This window comes from Pseudomonas peli (assembly GCF_900099645.1).
Classification (GTDB): domain Bacteria; phylum Pseudomonadota; class Gammaproteobacteria; order Pseudomonadales; family Pseudomonadaceae; genus Aquipseudomonas; species Aquipseudomonas peli.
In genome coordinates this window covers 1-21,574 of sequence record NZ_FMTL01000008.1, presented here as the reverse complement: position 1 = coordinate 21,574, position 21,574 = coordinate 1, and the positions used below count along the sequence as shown (strand labels likewise).

Sequence of the window (21,574 nt, the reverse complement as noted above, 5' to 3'; positions counted from 1 at the left end):
TCGACCCGCCCTGAGAACCTAGCCGATGATCTTCGACGAATTCACTATCAAAACCCTGATCCGCCCGGTGCTGGACTTCCCCAAGCCAGGCGTGATCTTTCGCGATATCACCCCGCTGTTTCAGTCGCCACGTGCTCTGCGCATGGTGGCCGACAGCTTTATCCAGCGCTACGTCGAAGCCGATTTCAGCCATATCGGCGCCATGGATGCGCGCGGTTTTCTGATCGGCTCGATCATCGCCTATGAGCTGAATAAACCACTTATCCTGTTCCGCAAGCAAGGCAAGCTGCCCGCAGACGTACTAAGCGAGAGCTACCAGACCGAGTACGGCGAAGCCAAACTGGAAGTCCATGCCGACAGCCTCTGCGAAGGCGACAAGGTGCTGATTTTCGATGACCTGATCGCCACTGGCGGCACCCTGCTGGCCGCCGCACAACTGGTACGGCGCATGGGTGCGAGCATCATCGAAGCCGCCGCGATCATCGATCTGCCCGAACTGGGCGGCTCGCAGAAGCTACAGGACAGCGGTATCCCCACCTTTGCCCTGACCAGCTTCGCCCTCACCGATCAATAACTCTGCTCCACGGCCCTGACGGCAGCGCTGCATGTCCGGGCCAGGCTGCCCCTCGCGAACTGATTCGCTCACCGCTTACACAAGAACCCCACAGACCATGAACGAAACACCCATGAACCCGCCAACCACTCATTGGCGTCTGCGCCTCGGCGCGCTGATGGAAAGCACAGCCATCACCCGCCTGGTCACCGCCCTGATCATCCTCAACGCCGCAATTCTCGGCATCCAGACCTACCCAGACCTGATGACCGAGTGGGGCGAATTGCTGCTGACGCTGGATCAGCTAATTCTCGCGGTATTTATCCTGGAGCTGGCGCTGCGCTTTGTCGCCCGAGGCCTGGGCTTGCTGCGCGATCCGTGGGCGGTATTTGACTGCCTGGTGGTGGGCGTAGCCCTGGTGCCGTCCAGCGGTCCATTCGCCGTGCTGCGTGCGCTGCGCGTGTTGCGGGTGCTGCGGCTGATTTCGATCAACCCGAACATGCGCCGGGTGGTCGAAGCCCTGCTGTCCTCACTGCCGGGCATGAGCAGCATCGCCATGCTGCTCGGCCTGATATTTTACGTGGCGGCGGTGATGGCCACGCAACTGTTCGGCGCGGCCTTCCCCGAATGGTTCGGCAGCCTCGGTGCCAGCCTCTATACCTTGTTCCAGGTGATGACCCTGGAAAGCTGGTCGATGGGCATCGTGCGCCCGGTGATGGAGCAGTTCCCGCTGGCGTGGATGTATTTCCTGCCGTTTATCCTGATTGCCACCTTTATGATGCTCAACCTGTTTATCGCCGTGGTGGTCAATGCCATGCAGACCACCCATGAGCAGGAAGCCAAACTCGCTCCGCCCTCGCCCACCGAGCAATTGCTACTCGATGAACTGCGCGCCCTGCGCACCGAGGTTGCCGAGCTGCGCCAGCAACGCTGAAACCAACACAAGTACCAGTACTGCATCGCGCCGGCCTGGCGCGATGCAGTACTGGCATAGACCGTATTTCCCCCACGCCCCTCTCCCTGCGAGTTCGTGCCCTTAAAGCGCCTGAGCCTGACGAACTGTCCGACAACTATCCATAAGTTGGCGCAATTCCAGCCGCCCTGGCCAGGAATGACCTCGCGCCTAAAACGCCCTCGGCTAAAGATTAATCACGGCCCAAGACAGCCCAGCCTGTCGTCCCAAGCCCTAAAACAAGAGCGGTCGCGAACGCGATCAATATGCCGAGGAGTCGCCCTTATGACAGCCAAAACCAGCACCCCAACCGCCAGCTTTCCCGTGCGCCGCATGGACTTCACCTTCGATGAAAGCCAGAAGTTCTGGTTTGCCGGCGACCCATTCATGAGTCACTTCATGAACAACCTGTCGTCACTGTTTCCCTATGGCGAGAAGTTCTTTGTCGACAGCGTGCGCGCCGTGCGCGAGAAGGTCACCGAGCCGCAGCTGAAGAAGGACATCAGCGCGTTTATCGGCCAGGAAGCCATGCATTCGAAAGAGCACGCGGCCTATAACGACTACGCCGCCGAGCACAATATCGACCTGGAACTGCTGGAACTGCGCATCAAGGTGCTGCTGGAGTGGGTGACCAAGATCACCACCAAGAAGCAGCGCCTGGCCGCCACCTGTGCCCTGGAGCACTTCACCGCGACCATGGCCGAGCAACTGCTGCAACGCGAAGACCTGACCACCCAGATGAATGACCCCAAGCTCTATCAACTGTGGATGTGGCACGCGATTGAAGAGAACGAACACAAGGCGGTCTGCTACGACGTGTACCAGAAGGTCTACGGCGGCTACTTCACGCGCGTTGGCATGATGGCGATTTCCACCGTGATCTTCTTCGGAGTGATTGGCTGGTTCCAGCTGCACCTGCTGCGCAAGGACGGCCAACTGTTCAACTGGCGCAGCTGGGGCAAGGGCCTGAAAACCCTGTTCGGCCCACGCAACGGCTTCCTGACCAAACTGATCCTGCCGTACCTGGACTACTACCGCCCTGGTTTCCACCCGCTGGACCACGATAGCAAAGCGCTGGAAAAACGCTGGCGCCAGCGTCTGGGCTTCAGCTAAGCCCAGCTTGCCAAGGCTGACCGCTAATTCGCGTCAGCCTCGGCACGGCTTTTCAGCGTACGCAATACATGTTCGGCCAGACCGGCACCCGCCTCGCTCATGGTCAGATAAGTACGGTCGGCACCGGCCTGCTGAATGCGCATGGCAATATCCTCATACAGCGCGTGTGACACCACCAACCCGTTAAATCCGCGCTCGCGCAGCTTCTGCGTGGCAATCACCTTGGCCTCTTCATCATTCAGCGCAAGGATCACTGCGTCGATGTTGGGCATCTGCAGGTGCTGCCAGAACATCGGGTCCTCGCCGTCGGCAAACAGCACGCTACGCCCCACCTTGTTGCTCTGCTCGATCACCACCGGGTCGGAATCCAGGCCCACCACCTGATAGTCCTTCTCCCGCAAGTAGTCATAGGCTGCACGTCCGGTACGCCCCATGCCCATTACCAGCACCTGGGAAAGGCCTAGAGAAACCGGCTGTTCATCCGGATGACGGATATTGCGCTCCAGGGCCGTCAGACGTTTAGCCAGGCGCTCGTATAGCGGATGAACAACCCGATTGAGCGGTGCGGAAATCACAAAGGACAGCGCAACGGTAATCGCCAGGGGAATCATCCACTCCGGCAGTACCACGCTGGCCATGATCAGGCCAAACTCGCTGTAGTTGGTCAGGCTGACGCTGCTGAGAAAGGCACTGCGCGCGCGCAGGCGGAACAGCAGAAAAAGAAAGAAGAACAGCACGCCCTTGAGCGGCAACAGCACGGCCATGACTAGGGCAAACTTCAAGGCAGCGGCATCCGGCAGGCCGCCAATGCCGATCTGCAGAAAGAAGCCGACCAGAAAGATTTCCTTGATGCCCCACAGCGAGTTGGCCAGCTCGGTGGCGCGCTTATGTTTGGCCAGCATGGCGCCAAAGGCCAACGCGCCTAACTCGGAACTCAGCCCCAGTTGCTCGAAGCCGTAACCGCCCAGCACCAGCGCAAGTAGCAGGCCGAGCAGCACCATCAGCTCCTCGTGACCGCTGACATCGAGCATCTTAAACAGCAACGGCCGCAGCAGTGGCAAACCGAACAGCAGCAGCGCCCAGGCCGACGGCACTTTGCCGCTGGCCAGGCTCATCACCACCAGGGCAATCAGGTCCTGGATGATCAACACGCCAATCGCCACCCGCCCGTGGAAGGCGCGCAGCTCGCGCTTGCCCTCCAGCACCTTGGCCGCCAGCACCGTGCTGGAAAACGACAAGGCAATGGCCAGCAGCAACCCCTGATCCCAGGGTAGTTCCAGCAGCAACAGAATCGCCGGGAGGAAGATCAGGCTGGAAATAGCGAAATGCAGCAGGCCGCCGCCGATCACCTCACGCCGCACCAAGTTGCCGATTTTCAGCTTGAGGCCCACGGTAAACAGCAACAGCAGCACGCCCAGGTGGGCAATATGATCCAACGCCGCGCTGTCACGCGGGCCAACCCCGATATGCTCGCCAAAACCGGCCAGAGCAAAGCCAGCCCCCAGGTAGCCCACTAGCGGCGGCAGACCAATACCTCGCGCCACCAGCCCCATGACAAAGGCAAAGGCAATCCAGGTGGCTTCAATCATAGAGGGTCCTTAATGGGGCAAACGACAAAACAGCGCGGTAGCACTATGCCGGCCTAGCATAACGCCCATAGATGGCGCCGCATTGACTCGCCTCAGTTGCGGCCGTGTTTACTCAACCGGCAACTTCAACTGCCCCAGGCTTTGCAACACGCTAGCGCCGGTAAACAGCATAACGATCTGCTCTTCAGCCAACGCGCAGATCGCCGCTTGCCGCTCGGGTTGGCCAATGTAGTCCAGCGACAGCTGGAACAGATTGCGGCTGATCAGGTTCGACACCTGCCGCACCACTGCTGAGTTGACCATGTCCGGCAGCAGCTTGAAGGCGATGATGTCCTCGGCCATGTCCGCACCGAATTCATCCATCACTTCCTGCAGGGCCACGCGCAGCACGGCCGAGGCGCCATGCAGTTCGCGTACACCGATGATGAACGCCTCAGGGTTCTGCGCAACGAAATCGAAGAACAACTGCACGGTTTCATGGCATACCCGCCGGCCGCGCTGCAGGTCAATGCCAAACAGCATTGGCGCGCTGGCCTGGGTCGACTGCACCGCTCGCTCGGCCGCTTCGCGGCGCAGGGCGCGCAGCGGTTGGCGCAGCTGGGTGGAGATTTGTCGGATCACCGTCAGACCCAGGTCATCGACATCCTTGAAGTGCCTATAGAAGGTATTGGGATTCAGCCCCGCCTCACGCGCCAACTCGCGCAAGCCCAGGTTGCTCAGGCTGCGACTGGTTGAGGTGAGACGTAACGCGGCCTCCAGTAACAGGGTCTTACCGGGGGCCTCAGTGGCTTTTTCTGCGGCTGGCTGCTGCTCGCTGGCGTCTGCCTGCATGACGAACCCTACCTAAAAGTTGGCTTGTGAGAATGCTGCTTGCTGGCGAGTATACATTTGTCTACCTTGGTATACAGATGTATACGCCAGCAATAAACATAACAGGAGCTTGGCCATGAATGCACCCGTCTCACCCCCTACTGCCACCCGCCACTGCAAGGTGGCCATTATCGGCACAGGCTTCTCTGGCCTGGGTATGGCCATCCGCCTGAAGCAGGCCGGTGAACATGACTTCCTGCTGTTCGAGAAAGAAGCCGGAGTCGGCGGCACCTGGCGGGTGAACAACTACCCGGGCTGCGGTTGTGACGTGCAATCGCACCTGTACTCCTTTTCGTTCGAGCAGAACCCCAACTGGACGCGTATGTTTGCCAAGCAGCCAGAAATCCAGGGTTACCTGGAAGGCTGCTGGAGCAAGTACCGCCTGCAGAACCACACCCAGCTGAACACCGAAATCACCCGCCTGGCCTGGGATGAGCAGCAGGAGCTGTGGCAGATCAGCGACAGCGCCGGCAACAGCTATACCGCGCAGTTCGTGGTCTCGGGCATGGGTGCGTTGTCCACCCCATCGATTCCGGCGCTCAAGGGCCTGGGCGACTTCACCGGCAAGATCTTCCACTCGCAGCAGTGGGACCACAGCTATGACCTTACCGGCAAACGCATTGCGGTAATCGGCACGGGCGCCTCGTCGATTCAGTTCGTACCGCAGATCCAGAAGCAGGTCAGCCAGCTCGATCTGTACCAGCGCACCGCACCGTGGATCATGCCCAAGCCGGACCGCGCCATCAGCGAGCGGGAACGCAATCGCTTCAAACGCTTCCCGCTGCTGCAGAAACTCTGGCGCGGCGCTATCTATGCCCTGCTGGAAAGCCGGGTGATCGGCTTTGCCATGCTGCCCAAGGTGATGACCCTCGCGCAGAAAGTCGGCAAGTGGTACATCAACAAGCAGATCAAGGACCCGATCCTGCGCACCAAGGTCACCCCGGATTACCTGATGGGCTGCAAGCGCGTGCTGATCTCCAACGACTACTTCCCGGCACTGACCCAGCCCAACGTCGACCTGATCACCGATGGCATCGAGGAAATTCGTAGCGGCAGCATCCGCACCGTGGACGGTAAAGAGCGCGAGATCGACGCGATCATCTTCGGCACCGGCTTCACCCCGAGCGATCCGCTACCGCGCGGCGTGGTGTTTGGTCGTGGCGGCGTTGACCTGCTCGATACCTGGCCGGAAGGCCCGCAGGCCTACAAAGGCACGCTGACCGCCGGCTTCCCCAACCTGTTCTTCCTGATGGGGCCGAACACCGGCCTGGGTCACAACTCGATGGTCTATATGATCGAGTCGCAGATCCATTACGTGCTCGGCGCGCTCAAGCTGATTGGTGAGCAAGAGCTGCAAAGCCTGGAAGTCAAACAGACGGTGCAGGACAAATTCAACGGCAAGCTACAAGGCAGCCTGGGTAACACAGTATGGAATGCCGGCGGCTGCACCAGCTGGTACCTGCACCCGGTGAGCGGCCGCAACTGCACCGTGTGGCCCGGTTTTACCTGGCGTTTTCGCCTGCTGACGCGCAACTTTGACCCAGCGGCCTATCATTTCAGCCGTAAACACGCGGCACACCCGGCGCAGACCAGCGCTATCCAATTGACTGCCCAGGAGGCCAGCGCATGAAGTCGTTTGAAAACAAGGTAGCCGCCATCACCGGCGCAGGTTCCGGTATTGGCCGCGCCCTGGCCTTCGGCCTGGCCCGCCAGGGTTGCCAACTCGCGCTCTCCGATGTGAATGCCGAGGGCCTGGCGGAAACCGCCGCCCAGGCGCGCAAGCTCGGGGTCAAGGTCAGCGAAACCCTGGTCAACGTCGCCGACCGTGAAGCGGTGCATGCCTGGGCTGACCAGGTGGTGAGCGAGTTCGGCCGGGTCAACGCGATCTTCAACAACGCCGGCGTGGCCCAGGGCGGCACCGTGGAAGGCAACGACTACGCCGACTACGAGTGGATCATGAACATCAACTTCTGGGGCGTGGTCAACGGCACCAAGGCCTTCCTGCCGCATATCAAGGCATCGGGCAGCGGCCATATCGTCAACGTGTCCAGCGTGTTCGGCCTGTTCGCTCAACCGGGCATGAGCGCCTACAACGCCAGCAAGTTCGCTGTGCGCGGCTTCACCGAGTCGCTGCGCCAGGAGCTGGACATGGCCGATTGCGGCGTATCGGCCAGCTGCGTGCACCCCGGCGGGATCAAGACCAACATCGCCAAGACCGCGCGGATGAACGCCAGCCTGAGCAGCGTTACCGGCCAGGATGCCGACAAGGCACGTCAGCAGTTCAACGACCAGTTGCTGCGCACCACTCCGGAGAAAGCCGCCCAGGTGATCATCAACGGCGTATTGGCAAACAAGCGGCGCATCCTGATAGGCCCGGACGCCTTCGCCCTGGATGGCATGCAGCGCCTATTGCCGGCGTTCTACCAACGCCTGGTGACCGCCTCCATGCGTCTGGCCGCGCGCTTTGCGCCGAAAGGCTCAAGCAAGAAAGTCCAGGCTGCCGTGGAGTAACCGGCTAGTCCACAAGCCCCAGCGCCGCAGGTGTCTGGGGCTTTTTTATGCCTGGCATGCCTGGCAGCCACCCTGGCGTTTGCATGCGCGAGATGCACACCGCGTGCATTCAATTGGCATAACTGTAGTTGGCGCGATAAATTATCAGCACCTGTCCTGTGCCGCTGGAGAACGCCATGACTACGCAAGACCCTTGCGCCGAACTGCTGCTCGACAACCAGCTGTGCTTCGCCCTGTATTCGACCTCGTTACTGCTGACCAAGGTCTACAAGCCACTGCTGCAGGAGCTGGGCCTGACCTACCCGCAATACCTGGCGATGATGGTGCTCTGGGAAGGCGATGGCATCACCGTGGGCGATATCAGCAGCCGCCTGCTGACCGACCCTGGCTCCGTCACCCCGCTGCTCAAGCGCCTGGAAGCCGAAGGTCTGCTCAAGCGCACCCGCAGCAGTGTTGACGAGCGTGTGGTCGAGCTGTTCCTCACCGATAAAGGCCGCGCCCTGCGCGAACAGGCCAAAAGCATCCCCAGCTGCATCCTCACCGCCACCCAGCAATCCGCCGCTGAACTTGGCGCCCTCAAAGCTGAACTGGTCACCCTGCGCAGCAGCCTGCAACAAGCCGTGTAAGCACCTGGGCGACAGGCTTGCAGCCCGCCTCGTCGTCCACATCGCACCACTCTTACCCGTCACTCCCCCGCTCAACTCAACAATTTCGTCCTGCCGCAGCTCTCGAAAAATCGCGCAACCGCCCGCCACTCCTCGCTTATGCCTGAACACAGCAGTGCTTATCGCAAAATGTTCAAAAATATATCTTGCGCGCTAAATTAATGCTCACTAGAGTTCACTCCATCGAACTGATTAGCGCGCAAAACTTTAGTGCTAACCAACTAATTACTGACCAACCAAACAACCCAGCAGCTTGAGGAGAACTGTTATGCAAACCCTGATCACATTCACCATCGCCATCACGCTCTCCGCTGCCGTACTGGCGGACCACAGCCAGCAGCAACAGGATGGCAAAGGCCTGTACCCAGAATGGCTGATCAACCACGACGGCTGATCAACCACAAATACCGCAACACCTGTAACGCGTACCAACCCAAACTGACTTTAGAGGATTACCACCATGTCGATTCAAACCATTGCTTACCGTGCCTACGCAGAAGCCACCGGCGGCCGTGACGGCCGTGCCATCTCCTCCGACGGCGTACTCGACGTCGCCCTGACCACCCCGAAAGAACTTGGCGGTGCCGGCGGTGCGGGCACTAACCCCGAGCAGCTGTTCGCTGCCGGCTACTCGGCCTGTTTCATCGGCGCGATGAAGTTCGTCGCTGGCCGCGACAAGCTGGCGATGCCGGCAGATGCCTCGATTGAAGGTGTCGTAGGTATAGGCGCGATTCCCAACGGTTTCGGCATCGAAGTCGAACTGCGCATCAGCCTGCCGGGCATGGACCGTGAGCAAGCGCAGACCCTGATCGAGCGTGCGCACATCGTCTGCCCTTACTCCAATGCTACCCGCGGCAATATCGACGTCACCCTGACGCTGCTCGACTAAGTCCAAACTACCCACTACCCGGCCGCTGCCAGTCAGCGGCCCGCCCCAGGAGGCCGCACATGAACATCAAACAAGGTTTGTCGATCGCCGTACTCGCCCTTGCCGTCAACAGCGCGTTTGCCGCTGGTAGCCCCGGGGTGGAGCGCAATACTCAAGGTTTCCTCAATGCCCTCGCCGCTGGCGGTGGCAAGCCCCTCGAACAGCTAAGCCCGAAAGATGCCCGCGCCGTATTGGTCGGCGCGCAGGCTGGGGTCAAGGTCGATGTATCCGGCATCAAGGTAACCGACAAGACCATCGAAATTGATGGCCAGTCGATCCAGCTTAAAGTCGTGCGCCCGGCCGATGCCAACGGCACGCTGCCGGTCTTTATGTTCTTCCACGGTGGCGGCTGGGTGCTGGGCGACTACCCGACCCACGAACGCCTGATCCATGACCTGGTGGTGGGCTCTGGCGCGGCGGCGGTGTATGTCGATTACACCCCATCACCCGAAGCCAAGTACCCGACCGCGATCAACCAGGCCTACGCCGCAACCCGATGGGTGGCGCAGAACGGCGCGCAGATTGGTGTCGACGGCAAGCGTCTGGCAGTGGCCGGCAACAGTGTGGGTGGCAATATGGCTGCAGTCGTCAGCCTGATGGCCAAAGATAAAGGCACCCCAGCGATCAAATTCCAGCTGCTGATGTGGCCGGTCACCGACGCCAACTTCAACAACGCCTCCTATAACCAGTTCGCCGACGGTCACTTCCTCAGCAAGAGCCTGATGCAGTGGTTCTGGGATAGCTACACCACCGATCCGAAACAGCGCGCCGAGATCTACGCCGCGCCGTTGCAGGCATCGGTGGAGCAATTGAAAGGCTTGCCGTCAGCCCTGGTGCAAACCGCCGAGTTCGACGTACTGCGTGATGAAGGTGAAGCCTATGCGCGCAAGCTGGATGCGGCGGGGGTCAACGTCACCTCCGTACGCTACAACGGCATGATCCATGACTTTGGTTTGCTCAACGTGATCAGCCAGATACCCGGCACGCAAAGCGCCATGCAGCAAGCCGCCGCCGCGCTGAAAGCCAACCTCAAGTAACCCGCGCTACAATAAAGCGCCCCGACACGCTTAGCGTGCCGGGGCGTTCTGCTGTTCAAGCGGCCTGGCATTGCAGGCTACGCAGCAGGCCTTGCTGCAAAGCCTGGTCGAGCACCTGCTGCAAAAGCGACGCGGCGAAGAATGCCTGCAACGCCGCCATCGATTGCCAGCGGCTTTGCAACAGCCACTGCGCCGCATCATCCGGCAGCTGCTGCACCTCAACATCCAGGCACCCGGGAAGGGTCTGCATGGATTCACCCAAGCCATGCAGGCACACCCCCAACTGCTCGGTGCGTCCCGCCCTGGCATGCAGCACGGCGCTATGACTTAACATCGGCTTGCTCTCCAGAGATACAGGCTCAATAAGGACTGGCAGTCGGCCGCACGATCAGCTCGCTGACATCGATATCCGCTGGCTGTTCAACCGCATAAGCAATGGCGCGGGCAATCGCGTCCGGGGCGATGGCGACCTTGCGGAACGCCTTCATTGCCTCACGGCTCGACTCATCGGAAATGCTCTCGGCCAGCTCCGACTCGACCACGCCCGGCGATACCAGAGTCACGCGAATATCGCCGCCCACCTCCTGGCGCAAGCCTTCGGAGATAGCGCGCACCGCATACTTGGTTGCGCAATACACCGCACCGGTCGGCACCACGCTGTAGGCGCCGATGGAGGCGATATTGACGAACTGACCGCTGCGCTGACGCTGCATCACCGGCAACGCAGCGGCGATGCCGTGCAGCACGCCACGGATGTTCACGTCGATCATGCGGTTCCACTCGTCGACCTTCAGCACATCCAGGCGCGACAGCGGCATGATCCCGGCGTTGTTGATCAACACATCAACGCGGCCGTACTGCGCAAGGGCGGCGTCGACAAATGCCTGGGTGTCGGCCTGGCTGGTTACGTCCAGGCGGCGGTAATCCGCATTACCGCCCGCCTCACGGATTTCGCTGACCAACTGTTCCAGGCGCTCGGTACGCCGTGCGCCGAGCAACAGCCGCGCGCCCTTCTCGGCCAGCAAGCGCGCACAGGCCTCGCCGATACCGCTGCTGGCGCCGGTGATCAGAATGACTTTGTCTTGGACATTCAACATGGCCGAATCCTCTGCTGGTAAGCGGCAAGGATTGCCGCGACAGCAACAGATTCCGTCAGATGGCGTGCTCAGGGTTAGACGATTTCTGGCGAATTATTGCCTAAACCTGCAACACTCAAAATTCATAAAAATCACCCTGCGAAACATACGATCAGTTCAGAGCTGCACTGACCGCCTGTAGAACAGGGCTTATTGCCTATTTCTGGTGAATTATTGCCTGATCCTGCAACGCATTCCGCGCAACGCAGACTTGCCTGAAAAACCGGGATAATCTGCAAGCCAGCAGCAGGAGCCAGCCGATGACATCCCCCACAAACCTCTCAGCTCTCGACGACAACCTGGCGCTACGCCAAGCCGAACTGGCCGCGCTGATCCAGCGCCAGTGCCCGGCGGATGGCCTGCATAGCAGCGCCATTGCCGGCCTCGACCTGGCCTGCGCAACGCAGCCCAGCCTACCCATCCCCACGCTGTACCGGCCTTGCCTGTGCATCATTGCCCAGGGCCGTAAAGATGTGCGCCTCGGTGATGAGCAGTACACCTACGACCCGCTGAACTACCTGGTGGCCTCCGTCACCCTGCCGGTTACCGGCCAGGTGATCGGCGCAACCCCCGAACAGCCTTATCTAAGCCTGCGTTTGGATATTGATCCGGCGCTGATCACCAGCCTAATCGCCGACATCGGCCCCATTGGCGTGCCTAATCCTGGGCCACGTCGGGCGCTGTATCTGGATCGCCTGGATACTCAATTGCTCGACGCGGTATTGCGCCTGCTGCGCCTACTGGAGACCCCGCGCGATATCGCCATGCTTGCGCCGCTGGCCCTGCGTGAAATTTTCTACCGCCTGTTGCACAGCCCGCAGGGCCATCGTCTGCACGAAATTGCCATTGCCGACAGCCAGGGCCAGCGCATCAACCGCGCAATCGAATGGCTGAACCTGAATTTCGACCAGCCCCTGCGCATCGAGGACCTGGCCCGCGAAGTCAACCTCAGCACCTCAACCCTGCACCACCGTTTCAAGGCCGTCACGGCTCTCAGCCCCCTGCAATATCAGAAACAGCTACGCCTGCAGGAAGCGCGGCGCCTGATGCTCTGCGAAGGGCTCGAAGCGGCTTCGGCCAGTTACCGCGTCGGCTATGAAAGCCCCTCGCAGTTCAGCCGCGAATACAGCCGCTTGTTCGGCGCGCCACCGCTGCGCGATCTGGCCCGCTTACGCAGCTCGGCATAGCAGGGCTAAAAAATCTCTGACAGCAGCTCGAAAAAAACGCCCCGACGCTTTTCAAGAGCACCGAGGCGTTTTACTGGGGCCAAGTTAGCGCTTAAGCAGGCAGAACTGGCCAGAATTCATTATCGGCAACAACATCAGGCAGACGCCAAAACGCCCTGTAGCCCAGGCTAATGGGGACTTTTCAGCTTATGAGCTGAGAAAAATATGAATAATTAACGTTAAACCCAACACTTCCTGTGAAAACGGCCTATTATGGCTGAGCTGACTTGTAGTTATCAGCAAAACCGCATAGGTGCTATGAGCACTCTGGCACCGCACTTCGTATCGAATTAAGAGACACACCATGGCAAATCGCGAAACTGGCACCGTCAAATGGTTCAACGATGAGAAAGGCTTCGGCTTCATTACCCCAACTAATGGCGGCGATGACCTCTTCGTTCACTTTAAAGCCATCCAAAGCGACGGTTTCAAAAGCCTGAAAGAAGGCCAGACTGTTACCTACGTGGCCGCTCGCGGTCAGAAAGGTATGCAAGCTGAAGAGGTACAGGTGGCCTAAGCCCCTGTCCTGCTTTAAAACAAACCCCGCGCTCGCGGGGTTTGTTTTATCTGACGGTTGTAAAACCTGCCTTATCTATAAGCCCATCTGCTTGCTGATGATCTCGTTCATGATTTCACGCGAGCCACCACCAATCGACAGAATGCGGTTATCACGGTAAAGCCGCTCCACCAGGCTTTCGCGCATATACCCCATCCCCCCCATGATCTGCACCGCATCGTAGGTAAGTCGATCGGCAATATCAGTGGCAAAATTCTTGGCCATGGATATCTCCTTGATCACGCTTTTACCTGCCGCCATCTTCGCCGCTTGCCGATAGGTAAAGTCGCGCGACACTTCAAGCTGGGTCGCCATCTCCGCAAGACGATGCTTGAGCACCTGGAACTTGCCAATAGGTTTACCGAACGCCTCGCGCTCCTTGGCCCACCTCATCGACTCTTCAAGTGCCAGCTGCGCCGTCATATTGGCCATGATCGCCAGCGATAGCCGCTCGCTCTGGAAATTCGCCATGATGCAGGCAAAGCCCATGTTCTCGGCGCCGATCAGATTGCCTACCGGCACCCTGCAATCATCGAAGAACAACTCCGCCGTATCCGATGCCCACCAGCCCATCTTCTTCAGCTTGCGCCCTACGGTGAAGCCAGGCGTGCCCTTCTCCACCAGCAACAGGCTGACACCACCAAAACCATCACCTCCGGTGCGCACGGCAACCGTGTAGTAATCCGCGCGCACGCCGCTGGTGATAAAGGTTTTACTGCCGCTAACGCGGTAGAAATCGCCATCCCGTACCGCACGGGTTTTCAGATTAGCCACATCCGAGCCACCGGACGGCTCAGTCACCGCAAGCGCCATGATTTTTTCACCGGCCAGGACCTGCGGCACGATGCGCTCGCGCAGCTCCGGCTTGGCCCACTTCACCACAGGCGGCAAACCAATATCCAGGGACCCGAGCCCCGCCACCAAGCCGCCAGAGCCTGAGCGCATCAACTCCTCGCTGGCCGCGACCTTGGCAAAGACATCACCCTCATGGCTGCCACCAAACGCTTCCGGGTAGCCAATACCGAGAATCCCCGCAGCCCCCGCCTTGAGGTAGAGCTCGCGAGGAAACTCCTCGGCTTCTTCCCAATCATTGATGTGCGGCAGAATTTCGCGCTCGACAAAACGCCTGACTGAATCACGCACCAACTGGTGGGATTCATCGAAATATTCCTGGAAGGCAGACATGAGGTATTCCCACTGAGGTTTCAGGGAAATTACCAAGCGCTTGCTTGGTTTACAAGAAGAGGATTACGCCATGCGCAAGGGCAATCAAGCCGCCTACCAGCTGGGTACCTACAACTGGATAGGTCGACGCCCGGCAATCGAATGCGCCAGGGTGCCACCGTCCACCAACTCCAGCTCGCCGCCCAGCGGCATGCCATGGGCAATGCGCGAGGCAATCAGGCCTTTCCCCGCCAGTAGCTGAGCGATGTAATGCGCGGTGGCCTCGCCCTCTACAGTCGGATTGGTGGCCAGAATCACCTCGGTGAAACTGCCGGCAGCAATCCGCGCCAGTAGCTCGGGAATACCAATCGCCTCTGGGCCGAGACCGTCGAGCGGCGACAAATGCCCCTTGAGAACGAAGTAGCGCCCGCGAAACCCGGTGTGCTCGACCGCATACACATCCATCGGCCCTTCGACCACACACAGCAGACTGTCATCGCGCCGCGGGTCCAGACACAGCTGACACACCTCTTCCTCGCTCAGGCTGCGGCACTGCTTGCAGTGGCCAACGCCTTCCATCGCTTGTGTAAGCGCCTGGGCCAGGCGCAAGGCCCCGGAGCGATCACGCTCAAGCATCTGCAAGGCCATACGCTGAGCAGTCTTCTGCCCAACGCCAGGAAGAATGCGCAGAGAATCGATCAGGTGGCGGATCAGCGGGCTGAAACTCATTGGGGAAGTACTCGACGGCTACAACTCTTTCCAACAAAACCCTATAGGGCTATTGAGCCCTGACAGAGCAAGGTACAGGCGGTGTGGGCTGAGGATACCCACACCGGCTCCCAGCGCTGCAATGCAGTGCCGGCGGATGACCGCTTAGAACGGCATTTTGAAGCCTGGAGGCAACTGCATGCCGGCAGTCATACCGGACATCTTGTCCTGGCTGTTCTGCTCAACCTTGCGCACGGCATCATTTACCGCAGCGGCGATCAGGTCTTCGAGGATCTCCTTGTCTTCCTGCATCAGGCTGTCATCCAGGCTGACACGTTTGACGTCGTGACGCCCAGTCATAACCACGCTGACCAGCCCAGCACCGGATTGACCGGTTACTTCGGCGATCGCCAGCTCTTCCTGCATCTTCTGCATTTTTTCCTGCATCTGCTGTGCCTGCTTCATCAGGCCGGCCATGCCACCTTTCATCATGGTGTAAGTCCTCGGTAATTAGGGGTTAACGGGAGTATCCAGGGGTTCAATGCTGTCCGCGCGGATAACCGCAGCGAACTGCTGAATCATTTGTTGAATAACCGGGTCCTGATGGATCGAGGCTTCGGCCTCACGCTGGCGATTGGCTCGCTTGTGCGCCGCAGCCTGCGCAGGTGTTTCCTGCTCAGGCTTGCATAACTCGATCAACACCTTGAGCTCGCGCCCGTGCAACTGATTGAGCGCATCATTCAGGCGCCGCTGCTGGGTTAGGTTGAACAGCGCTGAATGCGCCGGGTCCAGGTGCAACAACCAGTTGTCGCCCTCGACGCTTATCAGAGTGCAGTTAGCGCCGATGCTAGCGGTCATCCCGGACAAGCCGAGCTTCGGGAACAGCTCCAACCAGTCGGCCGCCAGTCCTGTCGCCGGTTGCGCCGCAGGCAAGACCTCTGGCTCGGCAGATGCAGCGCGCTCTACCGCGTCAAAATCATAATCAAACGACTCTGCATCCATCTCGACATAGTCGTAGTCGCCCAGCGGCGGCTCATCGTCATCCGTATCGGCGGACGGAGCCGGCTGCTCAATCAGTTGCGACTCAGGCTCTGCAGCTTGTGGCGGCTCGGCTGTTAGCGTGACGGACTCTGCCGCAGCAACGACAGGCTCTGCGACTTCTGTAACAGGCTCAGCCGTTTGAGCAACAGGCAGATTGACCTGCTCTTCCCAGGGCAGATCCACCACAGGCGCGGATGCTACAGGGGCAGCTGTCGCTTCAGCCAGCGAAGGCTGCGCAGCGGGTCCGCTGACCACTTCCGGTGCGGGCGGCAGGACTGCCACAGGCGCTTCAGGCGCTGCTACCGGCACTACAGGTGCAACTTCAACTACAGGAGTCGGCGGCGCAGGCAGAACCGCAACAGGAATGCTCACCGGTGACGGGATAGCCGCACCGGCCACTGGGTTGGTCGCGGGATCAGCAGTGGCCTGGCTAATCCCCAACGGCTTTAGCGCAACTCTCGGCGTATCGTGGGTATCCGCCGGGCGGAATGCCAACATACGCAACAGCACCATCTCAAAGCCGCTACGTGGGTCGGGCGACAACGGTAAATCGCGTCGCCCAATCAAGCCCATCTGATAATAAAACTGCACATCTTCGCCAGGGAGAACCCTGGCCAGTTCAAGCACTCGCTCACGATCCCCCTGACCGTTATCCACGGCCTCGGGCAGCGCTTGGGCAATGGCCACTCGGTGCAGTACGTTGAGCATCTCGGACAAAACGCCATTCCAGTCAGGCCCCTGCTCAGCCAGATGACGCACAGCCTCAATCAAAGCGCGCGCATCGCCCTCCAGCAGGGCGTGTAGCACACCGTAGACCTGGCCATGGTCGAGGGTGCCAAGCATGGCGCGCACATCGGCGGCCAGCACCTTACCCTCACCAAAAGCAATCGCCTGGTCGGTCAGACTCATGGCATCGCGCATCGAGCCATCGGCCGCACGGCCGAGCAACCAGAGTGCGTCATTTTCGAACGGGATGTTTTCCGCAGCCAAGACATGGGTGAGGTGATCGACCACCCGCTCCGGCGGCATGTTCTTCAGTGAGAACTGCAGGCAGCGCGACAACACCGTGACCGGCAGCTTCTGCGGATCCGTGGTCGCCAGGAGGAATTTGACGTGGGGCGGTGGTTCTTCCAGGGTCTTCAGCAGCGCATTGAAGGAGCTGGTTGAGAGCATGTGTACTTCGTCGATCAGGTAGACCTTGAAGCGTCCACGGCTCGGCGAATACTGCACGTTGTCGAGCAACTCGCGAGTGTCTTCAACCTTGGTACGGCTGGCAGCATCGACTTCGATCAAGTCAATAAAACGCCCCTCATCAATCTCTTTGCAAATCGAGCAAACACCGCAAGGGGTCGAGCTGATGCCGGTCTCGCAATTCAGGCACTTGGCAATAATCCGCGCAATCGTGGTCTTGCCTACACCACGGGTGCCCGTGAACAAATAGGCATGGTGCAGTCGTTGGCTATCGAGCGCATTGATCAGCGCCTTGAGCACATGCGTCTGGCCAACCATTTCGTTGAACGAGCGCGGACGCCACTTGCGTGCAAGAACCTGATAACTCATCGAAACCCGTCACGAGAGGAAAGCAAAAAAGTGGGGCTAATCCTAACGGAGCATGGGGCAAATTGCATCCAATGCGCAGCCTACGAATGGCCAACCTGCAGTATTGCTTGCAAATAAACTGGCGAAAAATTAGCCAGACGGGTATCATCCGCATCGTTCGTACCACGCTGTAAGTCAATCAGGCCTTTTGGCCCCCTCGATGGTTTCCAGGTAAGAGCGCATAACCCACGGGTAATGCCGCACAGCTCTAACCCATATCCCAACCTGCTGACTGATCTGGCCGTCCCGCGCAAGCGCTGACTCAAGCCCGCCTCCGACGTACCGACCCGCACAACGTGTCCGCTGTGGAACTTGTGCGCGCAGTCCAGCTCCTATCTACACATGCAATCGACTACTTACGTCGACAGCCTGGAGCTTTATTTAGCGCAATGACGCGCCTGTTGTTTTAGGAAGTACACAAAAATGAATACCCAACACCAAATTCAGGATGCTATTCGCACCCTATCGAGTGCATTTGCACCTTTTGACTGCCGCATCCTAGCCGCCCGCAAAGGTAGCTTCAGCTTTACCATCGTCAACGATGCAGGCATCGCCAAGCACAGTCAGCGCCTCTATCCCGGCCAGTACAGTGGCGCGCACCTGGAACAAGTCATCGAACGCGCTCGGCAGTCACTGACTGCTTGATTAGCAAGATTCACGAACCATCGAGCATCTAAGGGGTCAGAAGTGATCACCCTCTGGATGGAGCATGGTCATGGACAAGATTAACCGCGAACTCGTTGAGCAACTGTTTACCCCGCTGCGCGTCATATTCAGCCCTCCCCGCCCAGACGGTGGGGTTGTGCTCTCTTTGCTGGATGCAAACGAAGCCACTGCATACAGCCGTGTGCTGAGCGCAGCCCAACTGACCGACACGCAAGCGTTCGCTCAAAGCCTTGAAGATATTCGCCTAGAGCTTGCAATGCGCTCGGGCAGCATTCCTGCAGACATGCGTAAAGCATTAAAGGAACAGGACAGCGTGCTTAGCTACCACACACACTAAAAGCTCTTTGTGCCCTAGTTTCAGTAGGGCCTCCAACGCCTGCATTACCGGGGCCCTCTGAGTGGTTTCAGGAAGCGGTGCAAATGGAGCCGCAGCCAAAGACTCCAATTGCTGCTGACGCAACCAGGAAGCCCAGATAGCGAGCCTTCTTCCTCCCGACTCCCACTCGCCACACAGGCGCCCAACCGACGGCTTAATGCCTTGGAATGCTTCGGTGAAAAGCCGCTGAACTTGCAGCAAAAGCTCGCGCCCACGGATCAACGCTTCGCGCCTACAGCGGGCCTGGGGAGAACGCCGAATTTCCCTGCGATGAAACAACGAACAAACGACGTCAAGTACCACAGCTCGGAAGTAATAGACCGAGTGGAGTGAAAATAGAAGATAAGAAGGGATGCTGGACATCGGTTGTATCACCCCGTGTACCACCGCGTGGTTTGGAGTGAGAAACCTTTACGAATCAACCAGTTTAGTAACTGGAGGCAACCCTACCAGCCACACCTCGGCACACGATGTCACCGCTGCGGCTGCTCCCTTCCAGGCCTGACCGGGTTCACGGCTGATCGTTGCGAGGGGACCGGCAGGGCCACCATAACGCAGCTCGACTGAAGCGAGCCGCGCCATTGTACTGGCTTGAGTTGAAGTTACAACCGTTTCAAGCACTTAGACCATTAAAATGCACGTGACTTAGACACGAAACCGACCAACCAGCTTACTCAAACCATGCGACAACTCAGATAGTCGCTGACTGGCTTCTGCACTCTGCTCAGAGGTTTGAGCCGCCTCATTCGACAGGTCTCGAATGTCACTGATGTTGCGCGCAATTTCTTCAGTAACACTGCTCTGCTCTTCACAGGCAGTAGCGATTTGTGCAGTCATATCATTGATGCGCTGAACAGAATTACTGGTATCAGTCAGCGCCTGATCCACCCCAGCTGCCTGCTCAACACTTTGCCTTGCCTTACTGCTCCCGGAGTGTGTGGCCTTAACCGCATTCTGCACGCCGATTTGAAGGCGCTCGATCATTACCTGGATGTCCTTAGTAGACTCCTGCGTACGCGCCGCTAATGCACGCACCTCATCAGCAACAACCGCAAAACCGCGCCCCTGCTCTCCAGCGCGTGCAGCTTCTATGGCCGCATTGAGGGCTAACAAGTTGGTTTGCTCTGCAATACCTCGAATAACAGCCAATACAGCACCGATATTTGATGCCTCTTGCTCAAGCGCCTGAATGGTCAACGACGCACTTTCCACCTCTTGCGCGAGCTGGCGAATTGAGTTGATCGTGGCACTGACCACTTCTGCACCCTCGCGTGACTGGACCTCCGCACCACGCGCAGCATCAGCTGCATTTTGCGCATTACGCGCGACTTCATTCACTGCTGAGCTCATCTCGGTTGCAGCTGTGCTGACCTGATCGACTGCAGCATGCTCACTACTAATCAACCGATCATTGGCTGCAGCTAATCCAGCAAGATTCTGCGCAGAGCTTTCAACCTCACCGGTAACCCTTCCCACCTCTTTGATTAGCGGTTGTAATTTATCGAGAAAGCGATTGAACGCGTGACTCAGCTTACCGAGCTCATCACTCGACAAGACATCCAGGCGCACTCGGAGATCACCATCGCCATCAGCGATCTGCTCGATACGATTCAAAAGTTTGTGCAGCGGTCCAGTGACCAGAATTGGAAAGCCCACCACCAGCACCAGACAGACCCCTAAACCGATAGCAATAATGACGCCCTGCTGCCAGCTTAATGTCTCACCCAATTTGATAGCGGCAAGCCCTTCAGCATTAGCCGCTGCATCATCCATTTCACCCAACTTATCAATAGCTGTACGCATCGATTCAAACTGTTCTTCACTGCCGCCAAAACTCAACTCGCTGGCAGCTTGGGGGTCACTGGTTGCTAACTGCATTACCTTTTGAGACGTGGCCTTCCATTGCTCGAAACCCTTATCAAACTCTGCAACCAATTGCATTGCCTCTCGACCCGGCTGCATATCTGCGAATTTATGTACTCGCTCGTAAGCCTGCTGCAGATTTTCTGAGTGCGATGCATTCAAAGCCTCAGCATGCGCCCCCGAACCCTCATCAAGTAAGCTGCGCTCAGCAACAAAGGCTTGATAAAGATCACGATCAGCATTTAGAAGCAGGCTGATACCTGGCAAAAACCGATTAGTCAGTTTCGTGCTTGAATCTGCAACCTGGGTAATGCCTCGCATTCCCAAGGCGCCCATCGAAACCAACAAAATCGCCAGCAACATAATCGGTAGCGCAATCTTCCAACGAAACCCTAAATTCGCGAAGGCACGAAGCATGCTGGTTCTCCAAGAGAATTGCCAAGTAGCATCAGCATAGACTACTGACGCCAGATCGGATAAAGCGCCAGTTTCACTTCAACGACCTATGCCGTTCCGCGATACGATCTAAACCACTATCCATACAACCAAGGAGCAGACCATGGCTATAACCAAAGAACAGCTAATCAGCGACATTGCCGAGGCCATAGACACACCGAAAAGCACTGTGCGCGCAGCACTGGAACAGTTAAGTGAAATTGTTAGCGACGCACTGGAGAACAGTGACGAAATCACACTACCGGGTATCGGTAAGCTAAAAGTGAGTGAGCGCCCCGCTCGCACCGGCCGCAACCCTCAAACGGGACAAACCTTGCAAATCGCAGCAAAAAAAGTCGTTAAGTTTGTACCGGCAAAAGCGCTGAGTGACGCCATCAATTGAAGGGCCAGGTGCGCTCGATGAGCGCACCTTGAGTTTCGTAAATATTACTCATAGCCACGCCCTGTTTAGTTGCCTATAAAAGGCTGCCCTGGGCATGGTTTGTTTTCGCGCCACAAAGTAAAACCCCCGACCGTTTTCACGATCGGGGGTTTTGGTATAGGTGCTTGACGATGACCTACTCTC

23 protein-coding genes, 1 other RNA gene and 1 pseudogene are annotated in these 21,574 nt (G+C 58.5%); 14 read left to right on the top strand and 11 right to left on the bottom strand.

Annotated features, from left to right (window positions below; genetic code table 11):
- Positions 1–25 precede the first annotated feature (25 nt).
- The 3 genes from BLO50_RS20435 to BLO50_RS20425 all read left to right on the top strand — a co-directional run bounded on the left by BLO50_RS20435 (position 26) and on the right by BLO50_RS20425 (position 2,618).
- A complete protein-coding gene (locus BLO50_RS20435; RefSeq protein WP_090256132.1) occupies positions 26–574 on the top strand; it encodes an adenine phosphoribosyltransferase in 549 nt (182 codons plus the stop codon).
- Positions 575–671: 97 nt separating this feature from the next.
- Positions 672–1,487, top strand: a complete 816-nt coding sequence (locus tag BLO50_RS20430) for an ion transporter (protein ID WP_090256131.1) — start codon at positions 672–674, stop codon at positions 1,485–1,487.
- Positions 1,488–1,790: 303 nt separating this feature from the next.
- The gene (locus BLO50_RS20425) at positions 1,791–2,618 is read left to right on the top strand and encodes a metal-dependent hydrolase (RefSeq protein WP_090256130.1); all 828 of its coding nucleotides are present in this window, start codon (positions 1,791–1,793) and stop codon (positions 2,616–2,618) included.
- A gap of 23 nt (positions 2,619–2,641) precedes the next feature.
- Here BLO50_RS20425 and BLO50_RS20420 read toward each other — a convergent pair whose 3' ends face one another.
- Positions 2,642–4,207, bottom strand: a complete 1,566-nt coding sequence (locus BLO50_RS20420) for a cation:proton antiporter family protein (RefSeq protein WP_090256129.1) — start codon at positions 4,205–4,207, stop codon at positions 2,642–2,644.
- A 108-nt stretch (positions 4,208–4,315) separates the two neighbouring features.
- Positions 4,316–5,038 (bottom strand): TetR family transcriptional regulator, encoded by a 723-nt coding sequence (locus BLO50_RS20415; RefSeq protein WP_090256128.1) that lies wholly within the window; start codon positions 5,036–5,038, stop codon positions 4,316–4,318.
- Between the two features lie 115 nt (positions 5,039–5,153).
- On the opposite strand from BLO50_RS20415, the gene BLO50_RS20410 reads away from it, so the two are divergent.
- The 6 genes from BLO50_RS20410 to BLO50_RS20390 all read left to right on the top strand — a co-directional run bounded on the left by BLO50_RS20410 (position 5,154) and on the right by BLO50_RS20390 (position 10,218).
- On the top strand, positions 5,154–6,707 hold the full coding sequence (locus BLO50_RS20410; protein WP_090256127.1) for a flavin-containing monooxygenase: 1,554 nt from the start codon (positions 5,154–5,156) through the stop codon (positions 6,705–6,707).
- Positions 6,704–7,588, top strand: coding sequence for an SDR family NAD(P)-dependent oxidoreductase (locus BLO50_RS20405; RefSeq protein WP_090256126.1), 885 nt, complete (start codon positions 6,704–6,706; stop codon positions 7,586–7,588). The genes BLO50_RS20410 and BLO50_RS20405 overlap by 4 nt, the downstream gene beginning before the upstream one ends.
- Before the next feature lie 176 nt (positions 7,589–7,764).
- The gene (locus BLO50_RS20400) at positions 7,765–8,214 is read left to right on the top strand and encodes a MarR family winged helix-turn-helix transcriptional regulator (protein WP_090256125.1); all 450 of its coding nucleotides are present in this window, start codon (positions 7,765–7,767) and stop codon (positions 8,212–8,214) included.
- 307 nt (positions 8,215–8,521) lie between these two features.
- Entirely contained in the window at positions 8,522–8,647 is a 126-nt protein-coding gene (locus BLO50_RS22185) for a hypothetical protein (protein WP_262372072.1), read from the top strand.
- Positions 8,648–8,713: 66 nt separating this feature from the next.
- The gene (locus tag BLO50_RS20395) at positions 8,714–9,142 is read left to right on the top strand and encodes an organic hydroperoxide resistance protein (RefSeq protein WP_090256124.1); all 429 of its coding nucleotides are present in this window, start codon (positions 8,714–8,716) and stop codon (positions 9,140–9,142) included.
- Between the two features lie 59 nt (positions 9,143–9,201).
- Positions 9,202–10,218: an alpha/beta hydrolase gene (locus tag BLO50_RS20390; RefSeq protein ID WP_090256123.1), complete on the top strand. Its 1,017-nt coding sequence runs from the start codon at positions 9,202–9,204 to the stop codon at positions 10,216–10,218.
- 55 nt (positions 10,219–10,273) lie between these two features.
- Here the strand turns inward: BLO50_RS20390 and BLO50_RS20385 are convergent, their stop codons facing one another.
- Positions 10,274–10,552 (bottom strand): putative quinol monooxygenase, encoded by a 279-nt coding sequence (locus BLO50_RS20385; protein WP_090256122.1) that lies wholly within the window; start codon positions 10,550–10,552, stop codon positions 10,274–10,276.
- A gap of 25 nt (positions 10,553–10,577) precedes the next feature.
- Complete coding sequence (locus tag BLO50_RS20380) at positions 10,578–11,315, bottom strand: SDR family oxidoreductase (RefSeq protein WP_090256121.1); 738 nt, start codon at positions 11,313–11,315, stop codon at positions 10,578–10,580.
- 299 nt (positions 11,316–11,614) lie between these two features.
- Between BLO50_RS20380 and BLO50_RS20375 the strand changes: the two genes are divergently transcribed.
- A complete protein-coding gene (locus BLO50_RS20375; protein ID WP_143003844.1) occupies positions 11,615–12,541 on the top strand; it encodes an AraC family transcriptional regulator in 927 nt (308 codons plus the stop codon).
- Between the two features lie 343 nt (positions 12,542–12,884).
- Positions 12,885–13,097, top strand: coding sequence for a cold-shock protein (locus BLO50_RS20370; protein WP_069516724.1), 213 nt, complete (start codon positions 12,885–12,887; stop codon positions 13,095–13,097).
- A 75-nt stretch (positions 13,098–13,172) separates the two neighbouring features.
- Here BLO50_RS20370 and BLO50_RS20365 read toward each other — a convergent pair whose 3' ends face one another.
- The 4 genes from BLO50_RS20365 to dnaX all read right to left on the bottom strand — a co-directional run bounded on the left by BLO50_RS20365 (position 13,173) and on the right by dnaX (position 17,609).
- Positions 13,173–14,321 (bottom strand): acyl-CoA dehydrogenase family protein, encoded by a 1,149-nt coding sequence (locus BLO50_RS20365; RefSeq protein ID WP_090256120.1) that lies wholly within the window; start codon positions 14,319–14,321, stop codon positions 13,173–13,175.
- 108 nt (positions 14,322–14,429) lie between these two features.
- A complete protein-coding gene (gene recR / locus BLO50_RS20360) occupies positions 14,430–15,029 on the bottom strand; it encodes a recombination mediator RecR (RefSeq protein WP_090256119.1) in 600 nt (199 codons plus the stop codon).
- Positions 15,030–15,173: 144 nt separating this feature from the next.
- Positions 15,174–15,500: a YbaB/EbfC family nucleoid-associated protein gene (locus tag BLO50_RS20355; RefSeq protein WP_090256118.1), complete on the bottom strand. Its 327-nt coding sequence runs from the start codon at positions 15,498–15,500 to the stop codon at positions 15,174–15,176.
- 18 nt (positions 15,501–15,518) lie between these two features.
- Positions 15,519–17,609 carry a DNA polymerase III subunit gamma/tau gene (dnaX, locus tag BLO50_RS20350; protein ID WP_090256117.1) on the bottom strand — a complete coding sequence of 697 codons (2,091 nt, stop codon included), beginning with the start codon at positions 17,607–17,609 and terminating at the stop codon, positions 15,519–15,521.
- 462 nt (positions 17,610–18,071) lie between these two features.
- Here dnaX and BLO50_RS20345 point away from each other — a divergent pair, with 462 nt between their 5' ends.
- Positions 18,072–18,293: a hypothetical protein gene (locus BLO50_RS20345; protein ID WP_090256116.1), complete on the top strand. Its 222-nt coding sequence runs from the start codon at positions 18,072–18,074 to the stop codon at positions 18,291–18,293.
- 70 nt (positions 18,294–18,363) lie between these two features.
- On the top strand, positions 18,364–18,651 hold the full coding sequence (locus BLO50_RS20340; protein ID WP_090256115.1) for a DUF3509 domain-containing protein: 288 nt from the start codon (positions 18,364–18,366) through the stop codon (positions 18,649–18,651).
- Between the two features lie 483 nt (positions 18,652–19,134).
- On the opposite strand, the gene ffs is transcribed toward BLO50_RS20340, so the two are convergent.
- The 3 genes and pseudogenes from ffs to BLO50_RS22415 all read right to left on the bottom strand — a co-directional run.
- An RNA gene (gene ffs / locus BLO50_RS20335) (signal recognition particle sRNA small type) lies at positions 19,135–19,231 on the bottom strand.
- Positions 19,232–19,335: 104 nt separating this feature from the next.
- On the bottom strand, positions 19,336–20,166 hold the full coding sequence (locus BLO50_RS22420; protein ID WP_425262278.1) for a methyl-accepting chemotaxis protein: 831 nt from the start codon (positions 20,164–20,166) through the stop codon (positions 19,336–19,338).
- A gap of 27 nt (positions 20,167–20,193) precedes the next feature.
- A pseudogene (locus tag BLO50_RS22415) lies at positions 20,194–20,970 on the bottom strand (MCP four helix bundle domain-containing protein); the annotation flags it as partial.
- A gap of 142 nt (positions 20,971–21,112) precedes the next feature.
- On the opposite strand from BLO50_RS22415, the gene BLO50_RS20325 reads away from it, so the two are divergent.
- Entirely contained in the window at positions 21,113–21,391 is a 279-nt protein-coding gene (locus BLO50_RS20325) for an HU family DNA-binding protein (RefSeq protein ID WP_090256113.1), read from the top strand.
- Positions 21,392–21,574: the final 183 nt, after the last annotated feature.